Source organism: Pseudomonas sp. WT-JTC (assembly GCF_056711565.1).
The window spans coordinates 4,802,501-4,818,739 of sequence record NZ_CM160042.1 but is presented as its reverse complement, the minus strand read 5'-3'; the positions used below and the strand labels follow the sequence as shown (position 1 = coordinate 4,818,739).

20 protein-coding genes (1 of these 20 running past the window's edge) are annotated in these 16,239 nt (G+C 60.9%); 7 read left to right on the top strand and 13 right to left on the bottom strand.

What is annotated here, in order from left to right:
• Positions 1-39 precede the first annotated feature (39 nt).
• Positions 40-267 carry an MbtH family protein gene (locus tag AC06G5_RS21800; protein WP_413423772.1) on the top strand — a complete coding sequence of 76 codons (228 nt, stop codon included), beginning with the start codon at positions 40-42 and terminating at the stop codon, positions 265-267.
• Positions 268-468: 201 nt separating this feature from the next.
• Here AC06G5_RS21800 and AC06G5_RS21795 read toward each other — a convergent pair whose 3' ends face one another.
• From AC06G5_RS21795 to AC06G5_RS21755, 9 genes are all read right to left on the bottom strand, one after another.
• Positions 469-1,371: a metal ABC transporter substrate-binding protein gene (locus AC06G5_RS21795; protein ID WP_413423774.1), complete on the bottom strand. Its 903-nt coding sequence runs from the start codon at positions 1,369-1,371 to the stop codon at positions 469-471.
• Positions 1,372-2,271 carry a metal ABC transporter permease gene (locus AC06G5_RS21790; RefSeq protein ID WP_413704296.1) on the bottom strand — a complete coding sequence of 300 codons (900 nt, stop codon included), beginning with the start codon at positions 2,269-2,271 and terminating at the stop codon, positions 1,372-1,374.
• Positions 2,271-3,119 (bottom strand): metal ABC transporter ATP-binding protein, encoded by an 849-nt coding sequence (locus AC06G5_RS21785; RefSeq protein ID WP_413423778.1) that lies wholly within the window; start codon positions 3,117-3,119, stop codon positions 2,271-2,273. The genes AC06G5_RS21790 and AC06G5_RS21785 overlap by 1 nt, the downstream gene beginning before the upstream one ends.
• The gene (locus AC06G5_RS21780; RefSeq protein ID WP_413423780.1) at positions 3,116-4,042 is read right to left on the bottom strand and encodes a metal ABC transporter substrate-binding protein; all 927 of its coding nucleotides are present in this window, start codon (positions 4,040-4,042) and stop codon (positions 3,116-3,118) included. Before AC06G5_RS21780 ends, AC06G5_RS21785 begins: the two co-directional genes overlap by 4 nt.
• 35 nt (positions 4,043-4,077) lie before the next feature.
• The gene (locus tag AC06G5_RS21775) at positions 4,078-4,650 is read right to left on the bottom strand and encodes a DUF6162 family protein (RefSeq protein WP_413704298.1); all 573 of its coding nucleotides are present in this window, start codon (positions 4,648-4,650) and stop codon (positions 4,078-4,080) included.
• Positions 4,647-4,976, bottom strand: a complete 330-nt coding sequence (locus AC06G5_RS21770; RefSeq protein WP_413423784.1) for a hypothetical protein — start codon at positions 4,974-4,976, stop codon at positions 4,647-4,649. Before AC06G5_RS21770 ends, AC06G5_RS21775 begins: the two co-directional genes overlap by 4 nt.
• Positions 4,973-5,515 carry a thiamine pyrophosphate-binding protein gene (locus tag AC06G5_RS21765; protein WP_413423786.1) on the bottom strand — a complete coding sequence of 181 codons (543 nt, stop codon included), beginning with the start codon at positions 5,513-5,515 and terminating at the stop codon, positions 4,973-4,975. Before AC06G5_RS21765 ends, AC06G5_RS21770 begins: the two co-directional genes overlap by 4 nt.
• Entirely contained in the window at positions 5,512-6,714 is a 1,203-nt protein-coding gene (locus tag AC06G5_RS21760) for a PepSY-associated TM helix domain-containing protein (protein ID WP_413704299.1), read from the bottom strand. The genes AC06G5_RS21765 and AC06G5_RS21760 overlap by 4 nt, the downstream gene beginning before the upstream one ends.
• 391 nt (positions 6,715-7,105) lie before the next feature.
• A complete protein-coding gene (locus AC06G5_RS21755) occupies positions 7,106-7,564 on the bottom strand; it encodes a VOC family protein (protein WP_413423790.1) in 459 nt (152 codons plus the stop codon).
• 325 nt (positions 7,565-7,889) lie between these two features.
• Between AC06G5_RS21755 and AC06G5_RS21750 the strand changes: the two genes are divergently transcribed.
• The 4 genes from AC06G5_RS21750 to AC06G5_RS21735 all read left to right on the top strand — a co-directional run bounded on the left by AC06G5_RS21750 (position 7,890) and on the right by AC06G5_RS21735 (position 12,113).
• Complete coding sequence (locus AC06G5_RS21750) at positions 7,890-8,159, top strand: hypothetical protein (RefSeq protein ID WP_085715261.1); 270 nt, start codon at positions 7,890-7,892, stop codon at positions 8,157-8,159.
• 101 nt (positions 8,160-8,260) lie between these two features.
• Positions 8,261-8,875 carry a LysE family translocator gene (locus AC06G5_RS21745; protein WP_413423792.1) on the top strand — a complete coding sequence of 205 codons (615 nt, stop codon included), beginning with the start codon at positions 8,261-8,263 and terminating at the stop codon, positions 8,873-8,875.
• Positions 8,876-9,081: 206 nt separating this feature from the next.
• On the top strand, positions 9,082-10,239 hold the full coding sequence (locus AC06G5_RS21740; RefSeq protein ID WP_413423794.1) for a cysteine desulfurase family protein: 1,158 nt from the start codon (positions 9,082-9,084) through the stop codon (positions 10,237-10,239).
• Positions 10,240-10,304: 65 nt separating this feature from the next.
• Positions 10,305-12,113: an aminopeptidase P family protein gene (locus AC06G5_RS21735; RefSeq protein ID WP_480458290.1), complete on the top strand. Its 1,809-nt coding sequence runs from the start codon at positions 10,305-10,307 to the stop codon at positions 12,111-12,113.
• Here AC06G5_RS21735 and AC06G5_RS21730 read toward each other — a convergent pair.
• A complete protein-coding gene (locus AC06G5_RS21730) occupies positions 12,106-13,023 on the bottom strand; it encodes a LysR family transcriptional regulator (protein ID WP_480458289.1) in 918 nt (305 codons plus the stop codon). The genes AC06G5_RS21735 and AC06G5_RS21730 overlap by 8 nt on opposite strands.
• 104 nt (positions 13,024-13,127) lie before the next feature.
• Between AC06G5_RS21730 and AC06G5_RS21725 the strand changes: the two genes are divergently transcribed.
• Positions 13,128-14,126 carry a zinc-dependent alcohol dehydrogenase family protein gene (locus tag AC06G5_RS21725; RefSeq protein WP_413423800.1) on the top strand — a complete coding sequence of 333 codons (999 nt, stop codon included), beginning with the start codon at positions 13,128-13,130 and terminating at the stop codon, positions 14,124-14,126.
• Here AC06G5_RS21725 and AC06G5_RS21720 read toward each other — a convergent pair.
• On the bottom strand, positions 14,123-14,713 hold the full coding sequence (locus AC06G5_RS21720) for a 2-hydroxychromene-2-carboxylate isomerase (RefSeq protein ID WP_413423802.1): 591 nt from the start codon (positions 14,711-14,713) through the stop codon (positions 14,123-14,125). The two genes, AC06G5_RS21725 and AC06G5_RS21720, sit on opposite strands and share 4 nt — an antisense overlap.
• Before the next feature lie 36 nt (positions 14,714-14,749).
• Positions 14,750-15,478, bottom strand: coding sequence for an SDR family oxidoreductase (locus AC06G5_RS21715; protein WP_413423804.1), 729 nt, complete (start codon positions 15,476-15,478; stop codon positions 14,750-14,752).
• A 94-nt stretch (positions 15,479-15,572) separates the two neighbouring features.
• Between AC06G5_RS21715 and AC06G5_RS21710 the strand changes: the two genes are divergently transcribed.
• The gene (locus tag AC06G5_RS21710; RefSeq protein ID WP_413423806.1) at positions 15,573-16,133 is read left to right on the top strand and encodes a TetR/AcrR family transcriptional regulator; all 561 of its coding nucleotides are present in this window, start codon (positions 15,573-15,575) and stop codon (positions 16,131-16,133) included.
• A 14-nt stretch (positions 16,134-16,147) separates the two neighbouring features.
• Here the strand turns inward: AC06G5_RS21710 and AC06G5_RS21705 are convergent, their stop codons facing one another.
• On the bottom strand, positions 16,148-16,239 hold the 3' portion of the coding sequence (locus AC06G5_RS21705; RefSeq protein ID WP_007990112.1) for a hypothetical protein. 190 nt of this gene lie beyond the right edge of the window; the window shows 92 of its 282 coding nt (coding positions 191-282); the start codon falls outside the window, past its right edge; its stop codon occupies positions 16,148-16,150.

Here is a 16,239-nt window from a genome sequence, read left to right as displayed (position 1 = left end):
CACACAGCGCAGCCCGCCCGAAAACGATGGAGAGACACCATGACGTCAGTATTCGACCGCGAGGACATCCTCTTTCAGGTCGTGGTCAACCACGAAGAGCAATACTCGATCTGGCCCGACTACAAAGCCGTGCCACCAGGCTGGCGCACCGTGGGTAAAAGCGGGCCGAAAAAGGAGTGCCTGGCCTACATCGAAGAAACCTGGACCGACATGCGCCCATTGAGCCTGCGGCAGAAGATGGACGAGCAGGCGGCTGTGGCGCACTGAGCCGTGACGTAAAAACAAGCCCGCTGGACTGGTGACAGTCAGCGGGCTTTTTCATGCCTGGAGTTTGTGCACAGGAAATGTGTGTGCGACGCAGAACCTGTAGGAGCTGGCTTGCCAGCGATGGACGTTAACGATGACGAGTACTTGATGGATGAACGCGGTGCCTATGAGCCCATCGCTGGCAAGCCAGCTCCTACAGGATTACGCGCCGTTCAACCCCCTGATGACCAGATCCACATTCCCCTCCAGCTCCGCCACCGGATCCTCGGCATCGGTACTCAACACCACCAATCGGCTACCCGACCCGGCAATCACCGCTTTCAGCGCATCCGACGGCTGCCGGTGATGCAGCACCACGGCCACGTCATTGTCCTTGAGCGTTGTGTCCAATTGCTTGAGCGCCTCAGGTGTCCACTCGGCATCGGGGCGTGCGTCCTGGCCGATCAATTCCAGGTTGAGACTGCCGGTCAGGTAGCCGAAGTGATCGCTGAGGCTCATCACACTGAGGTTGTCTGCATTGGCCAGGCGCGCTTCGCTGTCGGCGCTGAGCTTGAGCAAACGCTGCTTGAGGGCTGCCAGGTTGGCGTCGATTTTCGGCTTGGCCTCGGGGGCCAGGCGCACCAGGTCCGCGGCCATCACATCGGCCATGCGCCCCATGTTATTGCTGGAGAACCACGGCTGACTGTTCAGCCCGTCGACCTTGTTGCCAGGCTGCAAGGCAATGCCGGGCAGGGCGCCATCCACCGGGCGGGCGGCATCGACCTCTACGATACGGATATTGCTGCGCCGGGAGATCGGGTACAGCGGGTCATCCGGCCACAGCGAGCGCAGGCCGATCACCGCGTCGGCATCGTTCGCCAGTTTGGCCAGCGCCGGGGCGCCACGCCCGGTGAAGTAGGCGGTCTGGCGACTGCCGGGCAGGTTGGCCGGCGCGGCGCGTTCGAGGCTGACGTCGGTGCCTTTGAGCAGTACTTCACCGAGACCATAAGTAATCGGCAAGGCGGCCAGCACACGCAGCGGTTTACCGCTGTCGGCGGCGAAGGTCGTGGCGGCCAACCCGCACAGGGCAACGGCGAGGGTCAGTTGGCGCAGTGAAAAAATCATTTATCCAAGGTTCCCTTTCAGGCTGGGGACGACGCCGCGCGCAAGGGCGGCCAGAGCGAAGGCAATACCGGCCACGAGGATGATCGCGGCGCCGGACGGGATTGGCAGGTCGAAGACTATCGGCGCGAGAATCCCGCACAGCGTGCTGACGGTGGCGATCAGCACCGAACACCAGAAAAAACCCTTCAGCGATTGGCTAAGCAAGCGTGCCGCTGCCGCCGGAATCACCAGCAGGGCACCGACCAGAATCGCACCGATGACCTTCACGGCGGCGACGGTGATCAACGTCACCAGAATCACGAACAGATAATCCAGGACCTTCACCGCCACCCCGCGCACCGCTGCCAGTTGCGGATTGAAGCTGGCGAGCATGATGCGGTTGTACAAAGGCAACGCCAGGGCCATTACCAGCGAACCCACGATGGCCAGTACCAGCAGGTCGTTGCCGTTGACCGTCAGCACCGAGCCGAACAGCACGTTTTCCAGAATGTGTACGTTGATCTTGCCCGCCAGAATCAACAGCAGGCTCGCACCCAGGGCCAGCGACACCGAGAGAAACACGCCGATCAAGGTGTCCGGCGCCAGGCCGGTGCGGTTGCGCAGGTAGTTGAGCAGGATGCCGAACAGCAGGCAGTAGCCGAACAGGCTGCCGTAAGGCCCGGTGTAGGGTTCGCCAAGCAGGATGCCGATGGCCACGCCGGTCAACGCGGCATGGCCGACGGCTTCGGAGAAAAACGCGAAGCGCTTGACCACCACCAGTGTGCCCAGACCTCCCAGCACCGGGCCGATCAGCAGTCCGGCGAGCAATGCGTTGACCACGAACCCATAGGCCAACGCCTCGGGCAGATAACCCGACGACGCCCAGCCCTGGACCATCAGGCGAAAAGCTTCGTAACTCATCAGGCAAGGCTCCGGGGATGGGTCGAGAACAGCGTCAACAAACGCTCCGGTGTCAGCGCCTGTTGCGGCGTGGCGTCGAACAGCACCCGGCGATTGAGCCCGGTGACGTGATCGGCCAGGCGTCCGACCGCTTCCAGATCGTGCTCGATCCACAGCACGGTGATACCCGCCGCACGCCAGTCACCGAGCAATCGTTCGAACACCTGAATGCCGGCCTCATCGAGGGCGGACATCGGTTCGTCGAGCACTAGCAATTGCGGAGGCGGGATAAGACCCTGGGCTAGCAACACCCGTTGCCGTTCGCCCCCGGACAGCGCGCCCATGCGGCGCTTGCGCTTGTCCTGCATGCCGACCCGTTCAAGAGCCTCGCCAATCGCCGCCGCGTAGTGTTTGCTCAAACCGAGAAACGCCGGACGGCGCTGGCACATGGCGGCCATGAAGTCGTCGACGGTCATCGGCAAACCCCGGTCGAACTCCAGCGCCTGCGGCACGTAGCCGATGGTGCCGGGTTCGCCCGGCCACTGCAGGCTCAAGCGGCCCTGGTGGGGCATTTGCCCGAGCAGGGTCTTGATCAGCGAGCTCTTGCCGCCGCCGTTGGGACCGACCAGTGCGTGCACGCTGCCGGGCCGGACTTGAAATGTCACGTTGTCGAGGATCGTCGTGCGCCCGAGCGTCAGGCTGACTTCGGCAAAATCCAGGGTCGGCCCGGGAACCTGTGGGAGCGGGCTTGCTCGCGAAAGCGGTGCGTCATTTGACGATAATGTTGACTGACTGGACGCCTTCGCGAGCAAGCCCGCTCCCACAGGGTATTCGGCGCTTGCGGTGATGAACGTTTCTTTCGATGTCATGCGCCCGACTCCTGAATCGCCCGCACCACGGTATCGAGGTTGCCGGTCATTTCTTTTTCGTACTTGTCGGCGGCGTATTCGCCGTAGGAAATGTGCGACAGCGGATACAACTTCACGCCGGATTCGCGCTGGATGGTGTCGACGTAAGTGGAGGGAAAGTCCATCTCCGAGAAGATCACCTTCACATCCAGCTCACGCAGTTGATCGATGGTTTTTTTCAACTGGCTCGGGCTCGGTTCGATGCCATGGGCCGGTTCGACCACGGCTGTCACTTCCAGGCCGAATTCACGCAGCAGGTAGTCGTAGGCCGCATGCACCGTGGCCACCCGCAGTTCGGCGTTCGGTGCCTGGGTCAGTTTGGCCAGGGCGTCGGCGCGCATCTTGCGCAGGCGCTTGCCGTAGGCGCGGGCGTTTTCGGTATAGGTCCCGGCATTCGCCGGGTCGAGCTTGCCCAGCTCCCGGGCGATGTTGTTGACCTGGGCAATCGAGGCGCTGATCGACAGGAAGGTGTGCGGGTTCACCACTTTGCCGGCACCGCGTGCGGCAATGCCGGTGGCAGCCAGCAGCGGCACGTTTTCGTTGGCTTCGATCACCGGGACGTTCGGGGTTTCGCTGGCGGCGATCATGCGGTCGGCGAAATCATCATGGCCGACGCCGTTGAGCACGATCACGTCCAGCCCGCTGATGCGCTTGATGTCTTCGGCGCGGGGTTCGTAGGCATGCGGGTTGAAACCGGCCGGAATCAGCGGCACAACGTCAGCCTTGTCGCCGACGATGTTCGCTACATAACTGTAATAAGGGTGCAGGGTGATGCCGATGCGCAGGCGCTTGGCCTCATCGGCGCTGGCCAGTGATGGCAGCAGGCAAGCCAGCAGGCCCGCCAGCAGCAGTCGCAGGAAAGAGCGTTGAGTTGAAATAGGCATGGGAAAGCAGTCTTCTCTCGGGTGAGGGCGAGTGATCAGTGCCGGTGCTGGCGGGTCACACCGGCATCGAATTGCGCGATGACCTGCTGCCAGCCGGCGCTTTCGAGCGCGGCGTCGCTGAGGTCGGCCGGAGCCGTGAGCGTGTCGGCACGGTTGAGCCAGATGTCCGGTGCGGCATCGGTGGCGGTCAAGCGCATCAGGAATGAACCAGCGACCGTCGGCGTCTGGCTCTGGCCGAAGTAGGCCTTGGCGTTGAGCAATTGCCAGGCATGGCCACCACGGCTGATAGAACTGGCATCCTGGGCAAACGGGGCAAAACCTTCCTCGGCGAGAGCCTCCGGAGTCGGCAGCGTTTGCTGCTCCTGGCGCAGCAGATGGATCTCGTCCAGCGTCACCCGCAAATCGGCGTAGATGCCTTGCTCGGAAGCGCTGAGGTCACGGCGCGCATCCAGTTGATGGCTGCTGACGCTGTGCACCTCATGGGATTCACCACGCCAGATCACGACCGAACCGGCCACCGCCAAAATAATCAGGCACAGCAGCATAACGTAGAGGGTTTCGTGACCGGCCCCGGCCGGGCGCACGACTTGGATCGCTGGAGTGCTCATGGCGCCTCGATGTCCGCTTGGTCAATTTCCACGACGTGGCCGGGGCCGGCATCGAACAGCACATAGAACTCGGCGCCAGGCTTCTTGAAGGTCAGGGTCGAGTCGGCACCAAGCTTGCCCGGCACCAGAATGGTTTCGTCGTAGCCGATCACATCGAGGGTCACGCCCGGCGCGCCGCTGCCGTCGGAAAAACCGCCGGTGCACTTGATCTGTTCGGCGTCGATGGCCTTGCATTCGCACATCGGGTTGTGGGCCAGGGCGCTGGCGCTGAAGCCGGCGCAGAGCACCAGCAACATGGCTTTGAGTGGGCGAAGAGGGGGGATCATGGTTTGCCTCCTTGTTTGTTCAGCCAGGCGATGGTGGCGGGGGAGGCCTGGCTCAAAGGAATGGATGCCTGATGCATGGCGCCGTCCCAGCCTTCCATGGTGATCCACAGTTCGGCGTCGGCCGTGGTCTTCTCCGGGACGGGCAATGACGCGCCCATGCGGTACGGCGCGCCGAAGAAAATCACCCCGGCCGCGCGCAGGCTGCGGGGCTTGCCGATGCGCAGGTACGTGGCCTTGACCTGCCCGATACAGGCATCGCACAGCGCTGCGTTGAAGCCCTTCATGTAGCCAGCCGGGCCATCGGGCATGGGCGCGGCGTTGCGCAATTCCGCCAGGCGCAGGCTCCATGGACCGACCTGGACTTCACCGACTTCCCGTTCGCCAAGACCACTGTCGCCACGCATCAGCGCCTCGTCGGCGAAGTACTTGGGCATGAAACCGAGTGGAATCAGCAGCAACAGGACGTTCAGGTGAAAGCGCCATTTGTTCCAGAGCACGCTCAGGCGCGAGGGTTGTGCGATCGCAGTGACTTTGCTCACAGGCTGACCTCCGACGCTTCGTTGCGGGTGGCCGGTTGCGCCGTGGTGCCGCGCTGTTTCTTGTTGCCGCGCTTGAAGGCATTGGCCGTGGCCAGTGCCGTGCGCTTGGTCCAGATCAGCAAACCGCTGAGCACCATCATGCTCAGCAGCAGGCCGAAGAACGCCCAGATCAGCTTGATCCACAGGCCGCCGAAGTCGCCGGTGTGCAGCGGGCGCATGGACTCGGTGACGAACTCCAGGGTCGAACGGTCCGAAATCAGGCGCGAGGCAGCGATTTCGCCGTTGTACGGGTTGAGGGTGGCGGTCTGGAACATCAGCGGATACCAACCGCGTCCGCCGACATCCAGATGGCTGTAGGCATTGCCCGGCAGGCTGACGAAACTGGCCTCCAGCCCGGAGATTTCCTGCGTGGCGATTTCAATCGCGCGATCAAGGTCGATGCGCGGCGCAGGCGAGCCATCGGGCGACAGCGGCACCGCTTCGCGGGACATCGCCGGGATGATCTTTTCGGTGGAAATGGAAATCTGGTTATCGGACAGCAATGCCTGGATCAGGAACCAGGTGCCGGTGATGGAAATCACCGCGATGAACCAGATCGACCAGATGCCGCTCAAGCGGTGAAAGTCGCCCCAGAAAATTCGCGCGCCGTGGCGAATCCGCAGGGTCGGGCGGAAAAAGCCTTTCCAGAAGCGTTTGTAGACCACCAGCCCGGTGATCAGCGACGCCAGCAATGGCAAGCCGAGAAACGATACCAGGTACCAGCCCCAGCTATAGCCATTGGTGAACGGCACCAGCCACCAGGCGTGCAGGGCTCGGGTAAAGGCACGGAAGTTGAATTCCGGCGCGACACCCTGGATCACGCCGCTGTACGGATTGACATAAATCACCACCGAGCGCCCGTCGGGGTAGCTGACTTCGACATCCAGGGCGAAGTGCGACTCGTCAGGGCGGCTGATGCTCTGCACCACGGTCTGCGGTTCAGCCTTGCTGATGGCTTCGATGACCTGCTGATAGCTGAGCAGTGGTGCATCGTCCGAGGGCTGGCTGGCGCGCATTTGCGGGTTGGCCAGCCAGACGATTTCCTGGCTGATCACCGCCAGGGTGCCGGTCACACAGACGATCAGCACGAAAAACCAGATCGGCAGCGCCAGCCAGCTATGGACCAGGAACCAGATTTTTGAACGGGACTTCTTTGACATGTTGGAGGTCTTGCCTGGATGAGAGGCTGCTCGGCTGCGGGCTTCGCAGGGATGAGCGCCCTGAAGGTCCAGTCGTGGCTTTTGCCTACGCGAGAGGACTGCATCTATGTAGGACGGATGAGCAGGGGAAATCCCGAAAGGGGAAATGAAAGAAAATGTTTCGCGAAAGGCCGAGAGGCCGGGCAACCTGCGCAGGATTTACATTCACTGGAGATCAAACGGTGGGAGCGGGCTTGCTCGCGAAGGCGGTGTGTCAGTCAACATATCTATTGGATGTGCCGGCCTCATCGCGGGCAAGCCCGCTCCCACAGGGGCCTTGAGTGGCCACAGATCCAGCGTAGGAGTGGGAGCGAACCTGCTCGCGATGAGGGCCGAGAGGCTAAGGATGGTTTCAACCCTGACTGAACATTTCCTTCGCCCGTTGCTCGATCTGTTGCTGGGTCAAGTCTTCCTTGCGCGTGGCCAGGAACCACAGGTGCCCGTAGGGATCCTTCAACGTGCCGGTGCGGTCGCCGTAGAATTGATCCTTGACCTCCGATACCACGGTTGCGCCGGCATCGATGGCCTGTTTGTAGGACTTGTCGACATCTGTCACGTACAGATGCAGACCCACGGACGGTGATTTGTCCGGATTGCTCAGCGGCCCTTGATCGCACGGTGTGCCCAGCATGATCGGGCAATCGCCGATACGCAGTTCGGCGTGACCGACACCGCCATCGGGCATGTTCAGGCGCATGACTTCAATGGCGCCGAAGGCTTTTTTGTAGAAGGCGATGGCGTCGGCGGCCTTGCTGATGCCCAGATAGGGGGTGATGCTGTGATACCCCTCTGGAATGGGTTTGACGCTCATGATGGATCTCCCTGTTCTTGTAGTGTGAATGGAAAGTGCCTGTGCCGTTGTGCGGCCGAATAAATATAGGCCAGCCTCTTTCCCCTCACCGAGCGCCCGACGAGCAGCAACGCCATATAAGTGCCATCAGGCAGGCTCCGGCCAGTGCGCTCCCGGCCCGCGTTCTCCCGGCACATCGCCTGCGTTGCAGTCCGGTGGACCAGTGCTGATCAGGGCAATGATCGCCATTTCCTGATAGCCACTATTGAAAGCGTTGATTTCTGCTGCCCGGGAGGCGCGGGTAGCCTGTGTTCATTGCCTCGAACCCAGTCGCCAGGACGCCAAAATGAAACCGATGATCGCCACTTTGCTGATGCTCGCCGTCTCCGTACTCGCCGGATGTGCCAGCCATGTTTCCCCGGAGCTTCGCCCTTACACGGCTGAAGAAAGCAGGGAACTGGCGCTGGAAGCGTTGAACCGCCGCGGGTTGTCCTTCGACGAGTACCACGCGAAAAAAGCCGAACTGCTCGGCCAGCCGAAAAAATCGTTCGGCTTCGACAACCAGGGTGAAATGAACGCCGGGCGATCTGTACAGCTTCACGGTCGTCCAAGCTGAGGCGAAACTGTACTGGTCCAAGTTTCGCGTAACTGTCCATGGGTTTCGCCCAAGGTGTGCGATAGGGTCAACACCTGACCGACCCTGACGGACTACCACCCATGACGCTCTCACTCGACCTGCTGCTGGGCTTCGCCCTGTTCGCTCTCGTCACCTCGATCACACCCGGCCCGAACAACACCATGTTGCTGGCATCCGGGGTGAACTTCGGTTTCAACCGCACGATTCCGCACATGCTGGGCATCACTTGTGGCTTCTTTGTACTGGTGGTGGCAGTCGGGTTTGGCCTGGGTGCGGTGTTCCAGACTTACCCTTTGCTCTACACCGTGCTGCGCTATGTGGGGGCGGCATATTTGCTGTACCTGGCGTGGAAAATCGCCCATTCCGGGCCGATCTCGGAGAGTCAGCAGAGCGAGGCGAAACCGATCAGTTATCTGGGCGCCGCCGCGTTCCAGTGGGTCAATCCCAAGGCCTGGATCATGGCCATTGGCGCCATCAGCACCTACACGCCGATGCAGGGTTACTTCACCAATGTGATCGTGATTGCGGCGGTTTTTGCCATCATCAACCTGCCGAGCGTCGGTGTCTGGGCCGCTTGCGGCACGCTGTTGCGCAACGTTCTGAAGGATCGCCGCTGGCTGCGCCTGTTCAATTGGGGCATGGCCGCGCTGCTTGTTGGTTCGCTGTATCCGCTGATGCTCGAAAGCTTTAGCTGACGCATTGCTTCAACCGGTTGCCCGATGCCTGTTAAGCTGACTTTTCAGGAGCGTTCCTACGCACTATTAAATGAAGTAGTCCTTCTTTAACGGCATCCGATCAGGTATTGGTAACGTTCTGAAAACAGCGCGCAGCTCACAAGGCTGCGCTTTGCCGTTTACAGTCACGAGCTTCCTGATCCCGGAACACGCTCTGCGAGTCCTTTATGAATAAACGTCCGTTGTATTTCGATTACGCCGCCACCACGCCGGTGGATGAGCGGGTCATCAAGGTGATGGTCGAGTGTCTGGGCTTTACCGGCAATTTCGGCAACCCGGCCTCAAGTTCCCACGTCTTCGGCCAGCAGGCCCGGCAATCGGTAGAGCAAGCACGACGCCAGGTCGCCGAACTGGTCGGTGCGACGCCTGAGCAGATCGTCTGGACCTCAGGCGCCACCGAATCCAACAACCTCGCGCTCAAGGGCGTGACCCAGGCCCGCGGTACTGGCGGCGGCCATATCATCACCAGCCAGATCGAACACAAGGCCATTCTCGATACCGCCAGGCAACTGCAGGATGCCGGTGTAGCCGTGACCTATCTGGTGCCGGACGCCGAAGGGCTGATCACCGCGCAAGCGGTCAGCGAAGCCATGCGCGAGGACACCTTCCTGGTGTCGCTGATGCTGGTCAACAACGAACTGGGTACGCTCAACGATATTCCCGCCATCGGCCAGGTGGTGCGTGACCGCGGGGCGTTGTTCCATGTCGACGCCGCACAGGGCGCGGGCAAAGTGGCGATCGACCTCGCGCAGTGGCCGGTGGACCTGATGTCGTTTTCTGCGCACAAGCTCTATGGCCCCAAAGGCATCGGTGCGTTGTACGTCGGTCCGCGTGCACAACAACGATTGCAGGCACAGATCCATGGCGGCGGGCATGAGGGCGGTTTGCGTTCCGGTACCCTGGCGACCCACCAGATCGTGGCCATGGGGTCGGCATTCGCGCTGGCGGCAGCGTCCTTCGATGAAGAGAAAGCCGTCATCGAGCGTTTGCGTGAACGTTTGCTCGAGCAATTGCACAGCATTCCCGGCGTGCGTCTCAACGGCAGCCCGACCCGGCGCATTCCCCATACCCTGAGCCTGACCTTCAGTGAAGGCGAGTTCAACCCGGCAGCGTTGCTGGCCTCGATCGCGTTTTCCGCGACCTCGGCCTGCAATTCCGCGAGCAATGCCCCATCCCATGTACTGCTGGCCCTGGGGCATGACGCCCGCTCGGCCAGTCGCACCATCCGCTTGAGCCTCGGGCGTTTCACCACCGAGCAGGATATCGACCAGGCGGTTCAACTGATCAAGGCAGCCTGCGCCAGTGCTCCGGCATTCTGGCAGTAGGGCGACGAAGCGCCGACGTTGATCGGCACTCAACAATAATGATGAAGTGGTTAGCAGGAGACACGATGAATACGCAGCTTTCGACCAATGGATCGGTGCCCCAGCGCCTGGCGCAAACCCGCGAACTGATGAGCCGGGAGGGCATTCACGCCTTGCTGGTGCCGTCGGCCGACCCACACCTGTCCGAATACCTGCCGGGTTACTGGCAGGGGCGCCAGTGGTTGTCGGGTTTCCATGGTTCGGTCGGCACCTTGATCGTGACCCCGGATTTTGCCGGCGTCTGGGCCGACAGCCGTTATTGGGAGCAGGCGACCAAGGAACTCAAGGGCAGCGGTATTGATCTGGTCAAGCTGCAACCGGGTCAACCCGGGCCACTGGAATGGCTGGCCGAGCAAACTCCGGAAGGTGGCGTGGTCGCGGTCGATGGCGCGGTCATGGCCGTGGCTTCGGCACGGACCCTGGGCGGTAAACTTGAAGAGCGTGGTGCCCGTCTGCGCACCGACATCGACCTGTTGAGCGGAGTCTGGAGCGACCGCCCAAGCCTGCCGGACGAGCCGATCTATCAGCACTTGCCACCACAGGCGACCGTTGGCCGTGGCGAAAAACTCGCCAAACTGCGTGAAACCCTCAAGGCGAAGGGGGCCGACTGGCATTTCATCGCCACCCTCGATGACATCGCCTGGCTGTTCAATCTGCGTGGCGGCGACGTGTCGTTCAACCCGGTGTTTGTTTCTTTCGCCCTGATCAATCAGCAACAGGCCACGCTGTTTGTCGCCTTGAGCAAAGTCAGCGCCGAGTTGCGTGCAATCCTCGAACAGGACGGTGTGACCTTGCGCGATTACAGCGAAGTCGCTGCCGCACTGCGCGCCGTGCCGAGCGGCGCGAGCTTGCAAGTCGACCCGGCGCGGGTCACGGCGGGGTTGCTGGACAACCTCGACAGCGGGGTGAAACTGCTCGAAGGCCTGAACCCGACGACCCTGGCCAAATCGCAAAAAAGCCTGGCCGATGCCGAGCACATCCGTCAGGCCATGGAACAGGACGGCGCAGCGCTGTGCGAATTCTTCGCCTGGCTCGACTCGGCGCTGGGCCGCGAGCGCATCACCGAACTGACCATCGACGAAAAACTCACCGCCGCCCGTGAGCGTCGTCCGGATTATGTGTCGCTGAGTTTCAACACCATCGCCGCGTTCAACGCCAATGGCGCGATGCCGCACTACCACGCGACCGAAGAAGAACACGCGGTAATCGAAGGGGACGGTCTGCTGTTGATCGACTCCGGCGGCCAGTACCTGGGCGGCACCACCGACATCACGCGGATGGTTGCGGTGGGCACGCCGACCGACGAGCAAAAACGCGACTGCACTCGCGTGCTCAAGGGCGTGATTGCCTTGTCTCGCGCGCAATTCCCCAAAGGCATTCTGTCGCCGCTGCTCGATGCCATCGCCCGCGCGCCGATCTGGGCGGAAAGTGTCGACTATGGTCACGGCACCGGTCATGGCGTCGGTTACTTCCTGAACGTCCACGAAGGTCCGCAAGTCATCGCCTATCAGGCCGCACCTGCACCGCAAACCGCGATGCAACCCGGCATGATCACGTCCATTGAGCCGGGCACCTATCGTCCGGGTCGTTGGGGGGTGCGCATTGAAAACCTGGCGATGAACCGTGAGGCGGGCAAAAGCGAATTCGGCGAGTTCCTGAAGTTCGAAACGCTGACCCTGTGCCCGATCGACACGCGTTGCCTGGAAACATCGCTGTTGTCCGAGGAGGAGAAGCAGTGGTTCAACGCTTACCACGCCGAAGTGCGCGAACGCTTGAGCCCGCTGGTCGAAGGTGCCGCACTGGAGTGGCTGAACACCCGCACCGCGGCTATCTGATGTGAAGCTCAGGCGCTTTTTCCAGCGCCTGAGCCATATAGTCGACAAAGGCTTTGACCCTGGCGGATTGGCGACGATTCGCCGGGGATACGGCGTGTATCGGCAGCGACAGCGTGCTGTAATCCTGCAAAATCGCGATCACCCGGCCAGCGATCAGGTCTTCGCTGAATAGCCACACCGGTGACAACGCAATTCCCAATCCCCCCAGCACCAGTTCACGGATCGCCTCGGAGTTGTTGCTCTGTGCATTGCCCTTGATCCGCACTTCGTGGCGTTGGGCGTCTTTTGTGTACACCCACAGGTTATGATTGCTCAGCAGGTTGAACATCAGGCAATTGTGCCCGCTCAGTTCCTGTGGTGTTTGCGGTTGGCCGTATTGCCTGAGGTAGTCAGGTGATGCGACGGTCACCCGATGGGTCGTGCCAACAAGGCGAGCGATCAGGCCACTGTCGTTCAGGGCACCGATCCGGAACGTGACATCCAGCCCTTCGCTGACCAGATCCTGGTTTTGATCGCTCAGTTGCAGGTCTATCTGAACCTCAGGGTAGTGTTTGAGAAAGTCCGGCAACCGAGGGGCGATCTGCAAGCGGCCGAAACTCACCGACGAGCCGATTTTCAACGGCCCGGCGACTTTTTCGCGACCGGACTGGAAGCTATGTTCCGCCGCGTCCACGGCGGCGAGGATGATCCGGCATTCGTTGTAATAGCGCTGACCTTCATCCGTCAGGGATAACTTGCGGGTGCTGCGGGCAATCAGCTTTCCCCCCAATCGGGTTTCCAGCGCCTGCAGCACTTTGCTGATGGTCGGCTGGCTGGTCTGCATCTCCCGGGCAACGGCAGAAAAACTGCCCCGTTCGACCACTCGCACGAAAATCGCCATTGCGGTGAGTTTGTCCACGGGATTCCTCATTGATGCTGTATCGGCATGGTCACTATAGCGATATGGCGTCTTATCGGCATGAATTGGGCGAGGCAAGATTGATCCTGTATTCACTTCTGATGGGACATGGCGAAATGACTGACACACTGAATATGCGCGCGATGATGGTCGACTCGGCCAATGCGCCGTTACGTTTGGTTTCCATTGCGCGTCCGGTGCCGCAGGCGGGGCAGGTATTGGTCAAGATCAAGGCCAGCGGTGTGAATCCGCTGGATGGCAAAATCCGCTCGGGGCAAGCAGCCCATGCAGGTCAGCCATTGCCGGCGATAGTGGGGATGGATCTGGCCGGGACCGTAGAGGCGCTGGGAGAGGGCGTCAGTGGCTGGCTTGCGGGAGATGAGGTGTACGCCATGGCCACCGGTATTGGTGGAATTCAAGGCTCATTGGCCGAATACGCGGCGGTCGATGCGCGACTGTTGGCACGTAAGCCGTACAACCTGAGCATGCGTGAGGCTGCCGGTTTGCCGCTGGTGCTGATCACCGCTTGGGAAGGTCTGGTGGACCGGGCTCGCGTGCGACCCGGGCAGAAGGTATTGATTCATGGCGGTGCCGGTGGCGTCGGACATGTCGCTGTGCAAATCGCCCGCGCTTTTGGCGCTGAGGTTTTTGCCACGGGCTCGGCCGGGCAGCAATCGATCATCGAAGGGTTCGGTGCAACATTTATCGATTATCGCAAAGCTTCGGTCGAAGACTATGTGGCGCAACATACGGCCGGTGAGGGTTTCGACATTGTCTATGACACAGTGGGAGGCGAAACCCTGGATGCGTCATTCAAGGCTGCCCGGATGTATCACGGTCATGTGCTCAGTTGCCTGGGCTGGGGGCAGCACAGCCTGGCACCGCTTTCCTTTCGCGGGGCGACTTATTCCGGTGTCTTCACTTTGCTGCCGCTCCTGACGGGGCGGGGGCGTGAACATCACGGCGAGATTCTGCGCGAGGCGGCACGGTTGATAGAGGCGGGTAAGCTCGTACCTTTGCTTGACCCGCACCCGTTCACTTTGCAAACCGCAGAAGCCGCCCATGCACTGCTCTTGTCGGGAGCGGCAAAGGGGCGGTTGGTGGTCGAGATTTAACTCAAGGCTTCAAGCACGAAGTCCAGTCGATCCTGGCCGAAGTACAGCTGGTTGTCGACAAACATGCTTGGGGCTCCGAATACGCCTCGCTCTACGGCTTTTTCGGTGTTGTCCTTGAGCAGGGCTTTGACTTCCTCATCGGCGGTCAGTGCCAGGACCTCTTGTGGATCGAAACCGTTTTCGCTGAGCACTGCCGCGACGGTTGCCGGTTCATCCAGGCTGCGGCCGTCGACCCAAATGGCCTTGAACAGGCAATCGATGAAGGCGGCAAAGCGGTCAGGGTGGCGCAACTGCATGCCTGTTACAGCGCGCATGAGCATCAAGGTGTTGATCGGGAAGTGGGGATTGAATTTCAGAGGCACGCCATAGCGTTTGGCGTAGCGGTCCAGATCCTGAAACATGTAGCGGCCCTTGGCCGGTACCGTCACCGGAGAGGCATTGCCAGTGGCTTTGAACACTCCGCCCAGCAAGAGTGGAATGTAGATCAACCGGGTGTCGGTCTGTGCGCAGATCTTCGGTAGCTGGGTGTAGGCCAGATAGGTGGCGGGACTGCCGAGGTCGAAGTAGAACTCCACGGTTTTGCTCATGTTCAAGGCTCTCCTCTTATTGTTGTGTCGCAGAAGTTACCAGCGTTCGCTCCAGGGGCGAAGGTCCAGCTCGAAGGTCCAGGCATCGCGGGGCTGGCTGTGCAGGTACCAGTAGTTTTCGGCGATATGCTCGGGATTGAGGATGCCATCCTGATCCTTGGTGGCGTATTTCTCGGGGAAACTTTCACGAATGAAGTCGGTATCGATGGCGCCGTCGACGACGATATGGGCAACGTGAATATTCATCGGCCCGAGCTCTCGGGCCATGCTTTGCGCCAGTGCACGAATGCCGTGTTTGGCTCCCGCAAATGCGGCGAACCCGGCAGCGCCGCGCATGCCTGCGGTGGCGCCGGTGAACAGGATAGTGCCCCGCTGGCGCTTGGCCATGCGCTTGGCGACTTCACGCGCGTTGAGAAAACCGGAAAAACAGGCCATTTCCCAGATCTTGAAATACTTGCGGGCGGTTTCTTCGAGAATGCTGCACGGCACGTTGGCGCCGATATTGAAGACGAATGCTTCGATGGGGCCGACCTGGTCTTCGATCTGCTCGACCAGCGCGATCACGTCTTCCTCCTTGCGTGCATCGCAGGCAAAACCGTGGGCCTCGCCACCATCAGCCTTGATGGCATCCACCAGTGGCTGGAGTTTGTCCACACTGCGGCGGGTGACGCAGGCGACAAAACCTTCCTGGGCAAAACGCTTGGCAATGGCGCCGCCCGTGGCATCACCTGCACCGACGACCAGTACGACCTTCTTGTTATTCATGGGTGGATCCCTTATTGGTAAACGATCGTTAACTAAACGAACGTTATGCTACGATTCGACAGACGTCAAGGTGAGCAATTTCAGGAGAAGGGCAATGCGTTATTCGGCCAGTCACAAGCTGGAAACCAGGCAAAAGCTGCTGGAAAGCAGTGCGGTATCGGCCAAGAAGTCCGGATTTTCTACGGTGGGCGTGGACGGCCTGATGAAGGCGATTGGCTTGAGTGGCGGCGCCTTCTACAGCCACTTCTCGTCGAAAGACGAGTTGTTCGCAACCATTGTCGAACGTGAGTTGGGGCAAAGTCTGGCGCGACTGGGGGAAGGGCAGGACCGTGACAAGCTTGAGCGCTGCTTGAAACTGTACCTGAGCATGTCTCACGTCGAGAATCCGGAAACCGGTTGTGCATTACCGGCATTGGGGGCGGAAATTGCCCGTTCCGACGTGACTGTCCGCCAACAGGCAGAGCACTGGATTTGTCGGCTTCAGGAAAGTTGGGCGGGTGTTCTGCAAAGCGACAGCCTGGCGTGGGCGATTCTGTCGCAATGTATTGGCGCGCTGGTCGTAGCGCGCATGCTGGCTAGCCCGGATATCCAACGCACAGTGCTGAAGTCCAGCTACGAGGAAATTGGCCGTCAGATCGCAAGTCCGAGAACCTGACGCGACGGCCCTGCCTATTTGCAGATGACAATCATGCTGCGGCTGGTATATCCCGCAGGATTGAGGCCAAACGGATAATCGCCGGGCTCTTCCACGGCATCTCCCG